Here is a 13,043-nt window from a genome sequence, read left to right as displayed (position 1 = left end):
GCGGGTCCGTCAGCGCGCGTTCGGCACCTTCACCTGCTGCCAGGGGCCCGCAGGGAGCAACCGCGGGCCCGGCCGCTCCAGGTGAGCTCCCGGCCCGACCTGCCGCAACGGCCCGGCGCCTCCACGATCACGCCGGGCGCCCGCCCGCCGACCGGCGTCCGGCGCACGGCAGGCAGGCGGGCGAGGACGGCAGCACGACGACGGCACGACGACGGCACCCCTACAGGACGCCCGGCGGGTCAGCGCATCGCCTGCGCCCCTATGACCGACAGCAGCCGCAGCCGCTCGTAGCTCTCGCTGCCCGGCACGGCCGTGTACACGAGCAGGCTGTGCGACCGGCCGGGATCCAGCAGCCGCTGGCAGTTCAGCTCCAGCACGCCGGCCTCGAACTCCACCGGCGCGGCGAAGCCGGAGGCTGGGGCATCACGAGCAACCTGTCCCACCCGGGCATCGCGCCGACGAGCCTGCTCGCCGCCCGCCCCGAGGTCGGCCGCACCAAGGACACCCTGGGCGTACGCGTCATCCGTCTCCTGTCCGCCCGCGGCATCATCGTCGGCACCGTACAGAGCGCGAAGCTTCCCGCCCTGTACGCCGCCGCCTCGCCCGACTCCCGGAGCGGCGCCTTCTACGGTCCCGGCGGGCCGGGAAACATGGGCGGCGCCCCCGCGGAGCAGCCCCTGTACAGCCGCCTGCGCGACACCGGCGAAGCCCGGCGGATGTGGCGGATCTCCGAAGAACTCACCGGCGTCCGCTTCCCGGGCTGAGAGGCGGCACCGGGCCGCCCCGGACCGCGCGCGTCCCGGCCGCGTGCGGCTCCGTCGCCCAACCGTCGGGCACCACACGATGTGGTGCCCGACGGCCGGTGGAGCCGGCCGCGTGCCCGGTCAGCCCTTCTCGTACTGAGCCAGCGCGAGCCCCAGACCGAAGAAGGTGGGGGCCCACTCACCGACGAAGATCCCCCACCTGTCGGCACGGTCCGTACCGGCCGGCTCCCCCTTGACCGACGCCGCCCATGACAGGAACGACAGGCCGATCGAGGCAACGGCAGCCGTGTACGCGTGGTCACTGCGCAATCCCGATTCGTGCAGCTTTTTGATGATCATCGAGACTCCTCCACGAAGACTGCGGACCCTGCCACCATCACCCCCTCCCGGCTCATGCGCACCCGGACGCCCCGGGCCCCGCGCCGACGGCAGGCCCCCGCGCCTTCGCGGACCTCAGTCGTACGAGATATCAGCGGGCGCGTACCGGCAGTGGGTGCTGTCCGGGCCACTGCCCGTCTCGACCGGCTCGTCGCCGGAGTCGTTACCCGTGTAACGCACACAGGGCTTGATCTTCCTGCCGCCCTCGCCGTGCACACGGATGCCGCGAAGCGTCGCGGTGTCGCCGTAGTTGGTGTTGATACCGATCAGCGATTTACCGGGGCCGGTCACGTCCACGTCACTGACGCTGACGGTACGCCGGTACTGCTTCGAGCAGTTGCCGCAACTACGCACCAGTTTGCCGAAGTCGGAGACCTGGAAGCCGCTGACGGCCAGCCGGCCGGCGCCGTTGAACTGGAAGACCTTGTCGGAAGCCTTCCGCGCACCCCCGCCGGACACCGTGTAAGTCGCCTGCGGCGACGTGCCCTTGAAGGTGGCGGCGTCCTCACCGACATCCTCCCACCACACATTCTCCAACGTGCAGCTTCCCTGGCAGTGGACGCCGTCAGCGGCCGGCGCGCCCAGGACGACATTCTTCAGCACCGCACCGTCCTTCAACTCGAACAGCGCGTCCTGCCCCTCGCCCTGCCCACCGCCCCCGAGATCACCACTGCCGTAGAAGCGCTGAAGCCCGCCGTCGTACGTACCGGAGACCTCGATCGTCCGGTCGACCGGACGGCTGCCGGCGGGCGTGGGCCACGCGGAAGAGGCACCGGCGGTGGACATCAGCGCGCCCCCGGCGAGCGTGAGTCCGGCCAGACCCGCGAGACCGCCGAGAACGGCACGGCGGCGGAGGAACGATCTGCGATGGCGGCCGTCGGGCCGCTGAGAAGTCGACATCATGGTCCGTTTCCTGTGGGGAACCCTTGCGCCCACTGGTCGCCGCGGAGCCGGGAAAGGTTGCCGCCCGGAGACGATTTCCGTCAGCCCGGACGCACGGCGAAGTCACCGCGCACCGCGAACCGTTCACCACCGGACCGGGCACGCACCGTGTAGCCGTCCGCCCCGGCGTCCCGGCCACCCCGCGCGTGACCGTACTGGCCTGCGAAGACATGCCTGCCCGCAGGAACGGTGCGGCCCGGCTTCAGATCCCAGCGGAAGACGAGGAAACCCCCCTCGGCCTCCGTGGTGACACGGAAGTCCCCCGCGGGCAGGGTGCGCCAGGAACCGGTCGGTCTCACCTCGGCGGTCCGCGCGATACGCAGCTCCACGGTGAGCGCGGTCAGCGCCCGCGCCGTCTTGAGGGTCACATCGCTCTGCGCCCAGAACGGGTTGCCGTGCGGATCGACCGAACCATCGCTCCACAGCGGCCCGTCCTCGGTCCGGGGGAGCGGCGACGGGACGCCGCTGCCGGCCGGCGGGAGCACCCGGGCCGGCCGGACGCCGGGATCATGACCGGGAAGGGCAGCGTTGACCGCCAGGCAACCGGCCGCCAGCACACCCGCCACCGCGGCCGTCGCACCCGCTATCCGCAGCCACGGCGCCGCCCTGCGGCCCCGGACAGCCGCCGGCCCGGCCGCAGCCACCGCCCCACCACGCTCCACCCGCGCCCACATACGCTCCCGGTCGGGCCGGTGCGCCGCCGCGGTCTCCTCCAGCCGTCGCCGCAACTCCTCCATCAGGCCCTCCCGCCCATCAGATCCGAGGCGGCACGGGCCCCCAGCAACCGTGCCAGCTCCGCCATCCCTTTCGACGTCTGGCTCTTGACCGTACCGACCGATATATCCAGAGCTTGCGCCGTCTCCCGCTCCGAGAGACCGACAGCGTGCCGCAGCACGACACACGCCCGCTTACGGAACGGCAGGCACCGCAACGCCTGCTGCACATCGACAACCGCCGGCACATCGGGACCCTCCACCTGCTCCGGACCCCGGGACCAGAACAAAGCGACACGGCGCCGCTCACGGACCGCGCTGCGGATGCGGCTGCGGGCCAGATTCGCCACGACGCCGCGCGCGTAAGCCGCCGGATGGTCGGCCGCACACACCCGCTCCCAGCGCTCCCAGAGCGCGACGAGCGCATCCGCCGCCAGATCATCCGCGCCTTCCCGATCACCTGTCAGCAGCCACGCCAGCCGGGACAGCTCCTCGTAATGACGCTCGAAAAACACCCGGAACCCGGCGGCCGCATCGGCGCACCCGGCCGCATCTTCGTCCACGAGAACGCTCCCTCCCCGAGCCCCGCACACGCCGTACCTGACAGTAACTATCACAGGGGCAACGCCCGTACGACCCGAACGAACAGCCGCCCGGACAGGCCCTGCTCCACCCGCGTTCCACCCGCGCGCGGGCCGCGCCACCCGTGGCACCGCGCAGGGCCGGCACCGCGCCCGCGCCCGTCGGTGCCGCCACCCGGCCGCCGCCCGGCCGCCGCGCGCGGGCTTCGCCACCGACCCTCCCCGCACCCCGCACCCGGCGCCCTCGGCCCGCCGCCCGGCCGCAGGCTCCGCGGGCGGCATCCCGCTCGCCCCACGGCACACCGGCGGACACCGAACCGCCGCCGCCTGGTGGCTGTTCCGCACCGACCAGGGACCACCCTCCGCACGGGGCGTCTGTACCAGTGGATGTATCGCGCAGGAGTATGTTTCGCTCCATGGTTGAACATCGCATGGTCGACGTGAACGGCATCCGGCTGCACCTCGCGGAGGAGGGCGAGGGACCGCTCGTCGTGCTGCTGCACGGCTTTCCCGAGTCCTGGCACTCCTGGCGCCACCAGTTCGGCCCGCTGGCCGCCGCCGGATTCCGGGTCGTCGCCCCTGACCAGCGCGGATACGGCCGCAGCGAGCACCCGGAAGCCGTGGAGGCGTACAGCATCCTGCACCTGGCCGGGGACGTGATCGCACTGATCCACGCCCTGGGGGAGAAGGAGGCGTTCGTCGTCGGGCACGACTGGGGCGCGCCCGTCGCCTGGCACACCGCGCTGCTGCGGCCCGACGTCGTACGCGGGGTGGCGGGGCTGAGCGTCCCGCCGCCGTTCCGCGGGGAACGCCCCCCGCTCGAAGCCATGCGGGAGCGATTCGCGGGGCGGTTCTACTGGAACTACTTCAACCGGCCCGGCATCGCCGACGCCGAGTTCGCCGAGGACACCCGCACCACCCTGCGCAAGCTGCTCTACTCCGCCTCCGGCGACGCCCCTGACGCCGGCCGCCCCGACCAGGCACTGGTGACCGACCCGTCGCGGGGCTGGCTCGCCGACATGACCGACCCCGAAGCGCTCCCGGACTGGCTCACCGAACAGGATCTGGACGAACTCACCGCGAGCTACGCCCAGGGTTTCACCGGCGCCCTGAACTGGTACCGCAACCTGGACCGCAACTGGGAGCTGACCGCCGCCTGGCACGGTGCGGTCGTCAGCCCGCCCGCGCTGTACCTCTACGGCGACCGCGACCTCGTCCCGGCCTTCCCCGGCACGCCCGAACTCATCGCCAAGCTCCCGGAACTCATGCCCAACCTGCGCCGGGAGCCGATCGTGCTTCCGGGCTGCGGCCACTGGACCCAGCAGGAGCGGCCCGACGAAGTGAACACCGCACTGATCGAGTTCCTGACGGAACTGCGGGGCTGACCCCACCCCCCGGGGACAGACGATCCTTACGAACAACCAGTTCAGACCACATCGGACAGGCAGGGCACACTCCCATGACCATCTCCCCCTCCGCCGCCTCCCGCGCGGCCGAAATCCTCTCCCGGCCCCTCGCGCTGAACGGCCTGACCGTTGCGAACCGCATCGCGATGGCACCGATGACGCGCATGTTCTCCCCGGGCGGCATCCCCGGCGAGGACGTCCGGTCGTACTACGCCCGGCGCGCCGCCGCAGGCGTCGGCCTGATCATCACCGAGGGCACCTACGTCGGCCACGAGTCCGCCGGGCAGAGCGACCGCGTGCCCCGCTTCCACGGCGCGGAGCAACTGGCGGGATGGGCGAAGGTCGTCGAGGACGTACACGCGGCGGGCGGCACGATCATGCCGCAGTTGTGGCACATAGGCATGGTGCGCAAGCCGGGCGACGCGCCCTACGCCGACGCCCCCGTCGTCGGCCCCTCCGGAATCCGCGTCGACGGGACCGAGAACGCCGGCAAGGCGATGACCCAGCGCGATCTGGACGACGTCATCGGCGCCTTCGCCGAGGCAGCCGCGGCGGCCGAACGCATCGGCTTCGACGGCGTCGAACTGCACGGCGCCCACGGCTACCTCCTCGACCAGTTCCTGTGGGCGGGGACGAACCGCCGTACCGACGCCTACGGCGGCGACCTCGTGGCCCGTACGAAGTTCGCGGCCGAGATCGTGGCCGCCGTGCGCGAGGTGGTCTCGCCCGCATTCCCGGTGATCTTCCGCTACTCGCAGTGGAAGCAGGAGGCGTACGAGGCGCGGCTCGCCGAAACACCGGAGGAGCTCGAGGCGATCCTGGCCCCGCTCGCCACGGCCGGCGTCGACGCCTTCCACGCCTCCACCCGCCGCTACTGGCTCCCGGAGTTCGAGGGCGCGGACCTGAACCTGGCCGGCTGGACCAAGAAGCTCACCGGCCGGCCCGCCATCACCGTCGGCTCGGTCGGCCTCAACGGCGACTTCATCCGCGCGTTCGCCGGCGAAGGCGCCGAGGTCGGCAGCATCGACAACCTCCTCGACCGCATGGAGCGCGACGAGTTCGACCTCGTCGCCGTCGGCCGCGCCCTGCTCCAGGACCCGCAGTGGGCCGCGAAGGTCCTGGGCAACCGCTTCGATGAGCTGAAGCCGTACGACGCGGCGGCACTGAAGACGCTGAGCTGAGCGGCCCGGCCGGGGGACCGGAGCCGCACGGCTTCCGTCCCCCGGCGAAGCCGCGGCGGCAGCGCAGCGGTCCCGCATGACGAAGGGCACCGGCCTTCCCACCGGTCCCCTCCTGCCGTGTGCGTCCAGCACGGGACGGGCGAGGGAACGCGGGAAGTCACCCCGCGCCGATGCTGCCGACGGCAGCGCCCTCGCCGCCGAAGGCGCGGAGGAAGCCGAGCCGTCGAACTCCGGGAGCCGGCAGCGGCGGGGGAGGCGCGGAAGGCGCCGACACCGCAGTGGTGACAGGGATGAGTACCGACCGACCCGGCGGTCAGGACACTCCGTCCGGCGAGCCGCCCCGCGCTCTGCGCCCGGGCCCGGCCGTCAGGCGGCAACGGCAGGGAAGACCTGCCCGAGCAGGCGCTGGAAGGAGCGCCGGTCCTCCTCGCCGAGGCTCTCCAGCCCGGTGAGGCCGAGCATCAGGTCGGCGCGGATCCGCCGCACCGTCTCCTCGCCCTCCTCGGTCAGGGCCACCCTCTTGATCCGCCGGTCGGCGGGGTTGGCCTCGCGACGCACCAGGCCCCGCGCCTCCAGGCGGTCGACGATGCCGGTGACGTTCGAGGCGTCGCAGGCCAGGAGGTCGGCGAGGGTCCGCATCGGCATCGGCCGCCGCAGCAGGCCGAGCACCTTGCCCTGCATCAGGGTGAGGTCACGCTCCGCCGCGACGGCGGCGAAGTTCCGGTAGTAGAGGGCCGCGGCCTGCGCGAGCTGGTCCATCAGCTCCACGGGCGTGGGCGCGGACGCGGGGGATGCCGACGGTGGGGCCGAGGGCGACGTGGACGGCTTCCTGCGGGTCATGGCCGCATTCTAGGCGAGGTTACTTGACCTCCTCAACCATTGAGGTCTACCTTCATGCTATTGCTTGAAGACCTCAACCATGCACGGCTTCAACCTCCCCGCTGTGAGTCTCCCGGCCACACCCGCCACACATCACTCAGGAGCAGCGCCACATGCCCTCCGCCCTCTTCGTCGTCACCGCCGCCACCCACTGGACGCTCACCGACGGCACCCCACACCCGACCGGCTACTGGGCCGAAGAGCTGGCCGAACCCCACCGGATATTCCGCGAAGCCGGCTACGACATCACCCTCGCCACCCCCGGCGGCGCCCCCGCACCCGTCGACCAAGGAAGCCTGAGCGCGGCAGCCAACGGCGGCGCGGAGCGAGCCGCCGCCATCGGCACCTACCTCGACACGATCCACGACACACTCAACGCTCCCGCCACGCTCGAGAACATCGACCCCGACGCCTACGACCTGGTCTTCTACCCCGGCGGCCACGGCCCGATGGAAGACCTCGCACTCAACGAGGCATCCGGCCGGATCCTGACCCGCACACTCGACTCGGGCAAGCCCCTGGGCATGCTCTGCCACGCCCCCGCCGCACTCCTCGCCGCCCACCGCGAGGACGGCAGCCGCCCCTTCGCCGGCTACCGGATGACCTCCTTCACCAACGCGGAAGAAGCCGCCGCCGGACTCGCCACCAAAGCCCCGTGGCTGGTCCAGGACCGCCTGACCGCACTCGGCGCCGACTTCACCGAAGCCACCCCCTTCACCCCGCACACCGTGACCGACCGCAACCTGTTCACCGGCCAGAACCCGGCCTCCTCCGCACCCCTCGCCCAGGCGATCGTCGACGCACTCTCCACCGACCCCGCAACACTCACAGCCCGGCTGCGCACCACCTTCGACACCGGCCGCACCAAGCCGCTCGCCTGGCGCCTCGACCGGCTCACCACCCTCCGCACACTCCTCACCGAGCACACCGACGTCTTCCTCGACGCACTCCACACCGACCTCGGCAAAGGCCGCACCGAGGCCTACCGCACCGAAATCGGCTTCACCCTCCACGAAATCGACCACACCGTGGAACACCTGGAGGAGTGGCTGCGGCCAAGGCCGGCCGCGGTTCCCGAAGCCCTACGCCCCGCCGAAGCCCGCGTGGTCCGCGAACCGCTCGGCGTCACGCTGATCATCGCCCCGTGGAACTACCCGCTCCAACTGGCCCTCGCCCCGCTGGTGGGAGCCCTCGCGGCCGGCAACACCGCCGTCGTCAAACCCAGCGAACTGGCCCCCGCCACCTCGGCCGCACTCGCCCGCCTGCTGCCCCACTACCTCGGCCGGGACACCGTGGCCGTCGTCGAAGGCGCCATCCCCGAAACCACCGCACTGCTGCAACAGCGCTTCGACCACATCTTCTACACAGGCAACGGCACGGTCGGACGAATCGTCATGACAGCCGCGGCCAAGCACCTCACACCCGTCACACTCGAACTCGGCGGCAAAAGCCCGGTCGTGATCGAGCCGGGCGCCGACCTGACAACCACCGCACAGCGGATCGTCCGCGGCAAGTTCCAAAACGCCGGCCAGACCTGCGTCGCCCCCGACTACATCCTCGCCATCGGCGACACCACGACGGAACTCGAAACGGAACTGACCCGCGCGATCCGCACAACGTACGGCGACGACCCGACGACCGAACCCGAATACGGACGCATCGTCAACGAACGCCACTTCGACCGGCTCATCACCCTGCTCGACTCCGGACGCCTCGTCACAGGCGGCGACCACGACCGCGCACACCGCTACCTCGCACCCACCGTGCTCGCGGACGTCACCCCCGACGCCCCCGTGATGCGGGAAGAAATCTTCGGCCCGATCCTGCCGATCATCACCGTGCCCGACCTCGACGCCGCGATCACCTTCATCAACCAACGCGACAAACCGCTCGCCCTGTACGCCTTCACCACCTCGGAACACACCAAGCAACGGCTCACCCAGGAAACCTCCTCCGGCGGCCTCGCCTTCGGCCTGCCCGTCTCCCACCTCGGCGTACCCGAGCTACCGTTCGGAGGCGTCGGAGAGAGCGGCATGGGCCGCTACCACGGCGAGTACTCCATCGAAACGTTCAGCCACACGAAGGCGATCTTCGACAAACCACTGGTCTAGGCCCTCCCGACCGACCCTTCCGCCCCCCCGGCCCAGCGACCTGTCCGCCGGGCCGGGGCACAAGGGCCGGTCGTGGCCCTGCCCCGCCAAGCAGGCCTGACCACCCACCGCCCACCACCCGGACCCCACCCAGCAGACAGATCCGAACCGCCCACCACCCACCCCGCCCACAGGAACCACACCATGCCCCTCCACCACCCCATCGACCACCGCGCGGCCGTGGCAACCGAGACCACCGCGTTCACCACCGTGCTCACCGGCGCCGACCTGACCACCCCGGTACCCACCTGCCCCGGCTGGACCCTGGCCGACCTGACCAGGCACACCGGCGGCGTGCAGCGCTGGTTCGCGACCCTCCTGCACGCACGCGTCCAAGAACCCCCACGCAGCCGCGACGTGGACCTGCGACTGCCGACCAGGCCGGACGGCTACCCCGACTGGCTGGCCCAGAGCGCGACGGTGGCCGCCACCGCGTTCGCGGCCACCGACCCGGACCTGCCGATGTGGGCATGGGGCGCCGACCAACACGCCCGCTTCTGGACACGCCGGATGCTCTTCGAGACGGTGGTACACCGGACCGACGCCGAACTGGCCCTCGGCACCCGACCCACGATCGACCCCGCGCTCGCAACCGACGGGATCGACGAATTCCTCGTCAACCTCCCCTTCGCCACCCCCTTCGCCCCCAAGGTGGCCAACCTGCGCGGCACCGGAGAGACCATCCGCTTCCGCACCACCGACACCAACGCCACCTGGTCCATCCGCCTGCGCCCCGACGGCTTCGGCACCCTCCCGGCCGACGCCTCGGCCCACACCACCGCGGACGCGACCGTCCACGCCACCGCGCCCGACCTCCTACTGGCGCTCTACGGCCGCCGCCGGCACACCGCCGAAGCCGTCGCATACGAGGGAAACCAAGACCTGCTGGCCCACTGGTTCACCAACTCCGCATTCTGACGAGAGAGCATCGGCAGTTGCTGGAACGAGCCGGCGAATGCGCTCTTCGGCCCTGTGCTGTGCGGGCGAGGAGCTTTCCCGGGCCCTGATCGGACCGGCGGATCAGCGCAGTCCGGCGAAGAGATCGTTCTCGGGTACGGCCGCACCGGTGGCGTCCTGGACACGTACGAACGTCTCCACGCCCATCAACTCGCCGAACCTCGCCTTGCCCATCTTGAGAAAGAATATGTTCTCGCCCTGACTGGCATGCGCGGCCAGCGCGTCGAACTTCTGACCGCTGAATGCGGTGGTGTCCACCCATGTGGTGATCTCATCGTCGGGGAGGCCGATCTCGGCCATCGCGGCGGCCTCGGCAGGATCCGGCTCCGGGACGTCCTCACCGAACTCGCGCATGGCCTCCCCGAACCGCTGCATCACTGAGCGGGGCATCGTCGTCCAATACACCTTCGATGTCAGCCCCGTACTCTCCAACGCCGCCATCGTGATGCGGTGGGCCTGAATGTGGTCGGGGTGGCCGTAGAAGCCGTTCTCGTCATAGGTGACGACCACATCGGGTCGGTAGTGCCGCAGGAGTTTCGCCAGCCGGGCGGCGCCTTCCTCCACAGGGGTCTGCCAGAAGGATCCAGGGGCGTCGTTGCTCGGCCAGCCCACCATCCCGGAGTCGCCATAGTCCAGCATTTCCAGATCACTGATCTTCAAGGCTTCACAGCTCGCCTCCAGCTCGTGACGACGCATCAACGCGACGGCCGCCGGATCGTGCCCGGGGTCACCCGGCTTGACACCCCCCGGCCCATCACCGCAACCGCCGTCGGTACACGTCACGAGAACCGTGCGAATACCCTCCGCCGCATACCGCGCGAGAACCCCTCCGGTACTGGTCGCCTCGTCATCGGGGTGGGCGTGCACTGCCATGAGCGTCAAGGGCCGATCAGCCATGAGTAAGTCCTCCCGTAGTAATACGAATTGGCCCGAGTGCGCGGTGGACCTACCACGATCCTGGGCCCGGATTCCGGCAGGCGGACGACCTTGTGGTGTCCGTGTTCCCCGCCGGCGCGTCGTTGGCTGCAACAGTGCCGGCCGGGCCGACTGTTCCCGGCACGGCCGACCGGCCTTTGGGCGTCGGAATTTCGACGTGAACGAGGACACCCCGCCGTCCGAGAACGCCGCATTCCTCTGGCCGCCGGCACCGACCTGTCGGACGCCATCGGCCACGAATCGCTGAGGGCGTACGAGTCACACGTTGATGCCGCAGCGCTAGCGCTGGGCCGGCTCGGGGCGGACGGCCGACGGCGAGAACTTCACCCGGGGTGCACGAAAGGCGCGACACGGATGTGCAACCACATCAAACTCACCCAAGCCAGCACCACCACAGCGACGCAAACCGCCACCACCGGCACCACGGCCCGCGTGACCCACCCAGCCCGGCAGCTCAGAAGAGACCTGGACAACCGCCAGGTCACCAGCGTGACCGCAGGGAAACCGAACAGCATGACCGGCAACTCCACATAAAGCAGACTCCAGTCCCGCTCGCCCTCAAAGCCACCACGCAAACCAGGCTGAGCCCCGTACCGCCACAAAACCAACCCAACCACCACGGCGGCGACCGCCACCCCAAAACCGACGGCGCCGGTCGACTCAACACGTTTGCGCATGCCCCTACAGACGCACCCCCTGACCACACGAGTTCCCCACCACCCATGACACCCCGCAGAACAAACACGCAGCAGGAGGCCACCCCGGCTGGACTGCCCGTGACCGCTGAACCGGCAGCGCCCTCCTAGCTCCTCGCCGACCTGATCGGCGCCGACGGCGTCCGAACTCCCGGAGACCTGGTGGACGCCGGGCCGCTCACCTCACCGATGCCCGGACGCAAACGGCTGCCTGTCCTCGCGTAGCTCTACGCCAGGACAGGCAGGGGACGAACGAGTGAAAGCGGGCTCTTTCTCCCCGGACACAGGAAGGCGGCATCGCAACAGACCGCGGGTAACAGCCGGCTCGGGACGCACAAGCAGCAACCCGCAAGACAAACGCGTCACTTTGCTTCGGCCCTCCGCTCCCGCTTCTCTCCGGCCTGACTCTCAACTCATTGGATTTCCCTCTTTTCCCTGCTTGTTGACGTAGTATGAGGTAGCGATAGCGAGTCCTGGAAGGGGTATCTGGTGCCGGATAGGAGTATTGAGTTCGGTAAGTTCGGCGCCCAAGGAATCAAGGGACATGAGGCAGTCGCGCGGCAACTGGATACGCTGGCCGGATTCATTGCCACGCCAATTACCGCACGTCGTGGTTTGTTGGCCCGCCTGCATTACCTGACTCGCTCTGATCATGCTCGTGCTGCTGCGCGGGAAGCGGGGTTGACGGTGACGGACCGTACGTTGAAGGCGTGGCTGGGCGGCAAGCGTGCTCCCAGTCGGTGCAACCTCGCCCGGATCGAAGACGCCTACCGGACCGTGCGCCGGAAGAATGTCGCGCGGTATCTGCTCGGTCGGCTCAACCGCGCGGGACGCGGGACGCGGGTGGAGTTCCACCCGCTCGACCAGTCGCAGGTCAGTCGGCCTCAACAACGAGTAGTCGGATACCGGACACTGAATGTACGTCACTGGGACGCCGTGGTCCGGGCATGGGCGGACCACGATGATGGCGCGCTCGACCGTGCCTGGTTCGACGACATCACCATCGAGCTGGGCAGCGACTACGGCGCGTACGAGTACGTGACCAACATCGGGTTCGCCGCTTGAGGCCCCGGAGGGGCCTTTGACGGCTCATCCGAAAATTTTCTAGAGCCGGAAAAATGACCCTGAGATTCAATACCCGGAAAATGCATGAGGATTTGCGCGGAGAACTGAAGCCCACTCATGATACTAACCCGGCGAAGAATGACAGACAAACAAACCAGAAATTTATTCGGGTTTTGACGGCAGGTCAAACCTTCCGAGAGCTCCTCGCGGATCTGCCCCACCCTGTTGCCAGCCGAGGAATTCGCGGAGCGAATTCCTTTCCTGCCTGAATCGCGGAGCGAATTCAGGCCCCAGCCAACGGAGTTGGCTGGGAATTCCGGCGGAGCCGGAATTTGGAAATGCGGAGCATTTCCTTTCCGCCGCGTAGCGGCGGCGCGTCGTGTCTGCGGAGCAGAC

At 69.8% G+C, this 13,043-nt stretch carries 12 protein-coding genes and 3 pseudogenes; 7 read left to right on the top strand and 8 right to left on the bottom strand.

The features are described from left to right. Window positions 1–239: 239 nt before the first annotated feature. Window positions 240–386, bottom strand: a pseudogene (locus ACGH2B_RS00075) (transcriptional regulator); the annotation flags it as partial. Between ACGH2B_RS00075 and ACGH2B_RS00070 the strand changes: the two are divergent. Then, window positions 381–764: pseudogene (locus ACGH2B_RS00070) on the top strand (short chain dehydrogenase); the annotation flags it as partial. The pseudogenes ACGH2B_RS00075 and ACGH2B_RS00070 sit on opposite strands and share 6 nt — an antisense overlap. A 120-nt stretch (window positions 765–884) precedes the next feature. Here ACGH2B_RS00070 and ACGH2B_RS00065 read toward each other — a convergent pair. The 4 genes from ACGH2B_RS00065 to ACGH2B_RS00050 all read right to left on the bottom strand — a co-directional run bounded on the left by ACGH2B_RS00065 (window position 885) and on the right by ACGH2B_RS00050 (window position 3,360). Further along, the gene (locus tag ACGH2B_RS00065; RefSeq protein WP_399081975.1) at window positions 885–1,103 is read right to left on the bottom strand and encodes a hypothetical protein; all 219 of its coding nucleotides are present in this window, start codon (window positions 1,101–1,103) and stop codon (window positions 885–887) included. Window positions 1,104–1,217: 114 nt separating this feature from the next. Further along, window positions 1,218–2,042, bottom strand: a complete 825-nt coding sequence (locus tag ACGH2B_RS00060; protein WP_399096588.1) for a pectate lyase — start codon at window positions 2,040–2,042, stop codon at window positions 1,218–1,220. Between the two features lie 83 nt (window positions 2,043–2,125). After that, a complete protein-coding gene (locus tag ACGH2B_RS00055) occupies window positions 2,126–2,821 on the bottom strand; it encodes a hypothetical protein (protein WP_399081972.1) in 696 nt (231 codons plus the stop codon). Beyond that, window positions 2,821–3,360 carry a SigE family RNA polymerase sigma factor gene (locus ACGH2B_RS00050; RefSeq protein ID WP_399081969.1) on the bottom strand — a complete coding sequence of 180 codons (540 nt, stop codon included), beginning with the start codon at window positions 3,358–3,360 and terminating at the stop codon, window positions 2,821–2,823. The genes ACGH2B_RS00055 and ACGH2B_RS00050 overlap by 1 nt, the downstream gene beginning before the upstream one ends. Before the next feature lie 434 nt (window positions 3,361–3,794). Here ACGH2B_RS00050 and ACGH2B_RS00045 point away from each other — a divergent pair, with 434 nt between their 5' ends. After that, complete coding sequence (locus tag ACGH2B_RS00045) at window positions 3,795–4,763, top strand: alpha/beta fold hydrolase (RefSeq protein ID WP_399081966.1); 969 nt, start codon at window positions 3,795–3,797, stop codon at window positions 4,761–4,763. Window positions 4,764–4,837: 74 nt separating this feature from the next. Continuing rightward, complete coding sequence (locus ACGH2B_RS00040; RefSeq protein ID WP_399081963.1) at window positions 4,838–5,965, top strand: NADH:flavin oxidoreductase; 1,128 nt, start codon at window positions 4,838–4,840, stop codon at window positions 5,963–5,965. Between the two features lie 366 nt (window positions 5,966–6,331). Here the strand turns inward: ACGH2B_RS00040 and ACGH2B_RS00035 are convergent, their stop codons facing one another. Next, complete coding sequence (locus tag ACGH2B_RS00035) at window positions 6,332–6,805, bottom strand: MarR family winged helix-turn-helix transcriptional regulator (protein ID WP_399081960.1); 474 nt, start codon at window positions 6,803–6,805, stop codon at window positions 6,332–6,334. A 152-nt stretch (window positions 6,806–6,957) separates the two neighbouring features. On the opposite strand from ACGH2B_RS00035, the pseudogene ACGH2B_RS00030 reads away from it, so the two are divergent. From ACGH2B_RS00030 to ACGH2B_RS00020, 3 genes and pseudogenes are all read left to right on the top strand, one after another. Continuing rightward, window positions 6,958–7,650, top strand: a pseudogene (locus tag ACGH2B_RS00030) (type 1 glutamine amidotransferase domain-containing protein); the annotation flags it as partial. Beyond that, window positions 7,636–8,955, top strand: coding sequence for an aldehyde dehydrogenase family protein (locus tag ACGH2B_RS00025; protein ID WP_399096585.1), 1,320 nt, complete (start codon window positions 7,636–7,638; stop codon window positions 8,953–8,955). The pseudogene ACGH2B_RS00030 and the gene ACGH2B_RS00025, both read left to right, overlap by 15 nt. Window positions 8,956–9,138: 183 nt before the next feature. Further along, entirely contained in the window at window positions 9,139–9,912 is a 774-nt protein-coding gene (locus ACGH2B_RS00020; RefSeq protein WP_399081957.1) for a maleylpyruvate isomerase family mycothiol-dependent enzyme, read from the top strand. Window positions 9,913–10,014: 102 nt separating this feature from the next. Here ACGH2B_RS00020 and ACGH2B_RS00015 read toward each other — a convergent pair whose 3' ends face one another. Both ACGH2B_RS00015 and ACGH2B_RS00010 read right to left on the bottom strand, forming a co-directional pair. Further along, a complete protein-coding gene (locus tag ACGH2B_RS00015; RefSeq protein ID WP_399081954.1) occupies window positions 10,015–10,848 on the bottom strand; it encodes a PIG-L family deacetylase in 834 nt (277 codons plus the stop codon). Between the two features lie 362 nt (window positions 10,849–11,210). Beyond that, the gene (locus tag ACGH2B_RS00010; RefSeq protein WP_399081951.1) at window positions 11,211–11,564 is read right to left on the bottom strand and encodes a hypothetical protein; all 354 of its coding nucleotides are present in this window, start codon (window positions 11,562–11,564) and stop codon (window positions 11,211–11,213) included. Between the two features lie 507 nt (window positions 11,565–12,071). On the opposite strand from ACGH2B_RS00010, the gene ACGH2B_RS00005 reads away from it, so the two are divergent. Further along, on the top strand, window positions 12,072–12,647 hold the full coding sequence (locus ACGH2B_RS00005; RefSeq protein WP_399081948.1) for a transcriptional regulator: 576 nt from the start codon (window positions 12,072–12,074) through the stop codon (window positions 12,645–12,647). The last annotated feature ends 396 nt before the right edge of the window (window positions 12,648–13,043 follow it).

Source organism: Streptomyces sp. BBFR2, from assembly GCF_044497305.1.
Taxonomy (GTDB): domain Bacteria; phylum Actinomycetota; class Actinomycetes; order Streptomycetales; family Streptomycetaceae; genus Streptomyces.
Note: the sequence above shows the minus strand (reverse complement) of the source record. Positions and strands in the feature narration are given on the sequence as shown.

What these genes read in the sequence shown, in the direction of transcription:
- ACGH2B_RS00065 (WP_399081975.1), bottom strand. Translation starts at nt 1,103, where the DNA reads ATGATCATCAAAAAGCTGCACGAATCGGGATTGCGCAGTGACCACGCG.
- ACGH2B_RS00060 (WP_399096588.1), bottom strand. Translation starts at nt 2,042, where the DNA reads ATGTCGACTTCTCAGCGGCCCGACGGCCGCCATCGCAGATCGTTCCTC.
- ACGH2B_RS00055 (WP_399081972.1), bottom strand. Translation starts at nt 2,821, where the DNA reads ATGGAGGAGTTGCGGCGACGGCTGGAGGAGACCGCGGCGGCGCACCGG.
- ACGH2B_RS00045 (WP_399081966.1), top strand. Translation starts at nt 3,795, where the DNA reads ATGGTTGAACATCGCATGGTCGACGTGAACGGCATCCGGCTGCACCTC.
- ACGH2B_RS00040 (WP_399081963.1), top strand. Translation starts at nt 4,838, where the DNA reads ATGACCATCTCCCCCTCCGCCGCCTCCCGCGCGGCCGAAATCCTCTCC.
- ACGH2B_RS00035 (WP_399081960.1), bottom strand. Translation starts at nt 6,805, where the DNA reads ATGACCCGCAGGAAGCCGTCCACGTCGCCCTCGGCCCCACCGTCGGCA.
- ACGH2B_RS00020 (WP_399081957.1), top strand. Translation starts at nt 9,139, where the DNA reads ATGCCCCTCCACCACCCCATCGACCACCGCGCGGCCGTGGCAACCGAG.
- ACGH2B_RS00015 (WP_399081954.1), bottom strand. Translation starts at nt 10,848, where the DNA reads ATGGCTGATCGGCCCTTGACGCTCATGGCAGTGCACGCCCACCCCGAT.
- ACGH2B_RS00010 (WP_399081951.1), bottom strand. Translation starts at nt 11,564, where the DNA reads ATGCGCAAACGTGTTGAGTCGACCGGCGCCGTCGGTTTTGGGGTGGCG.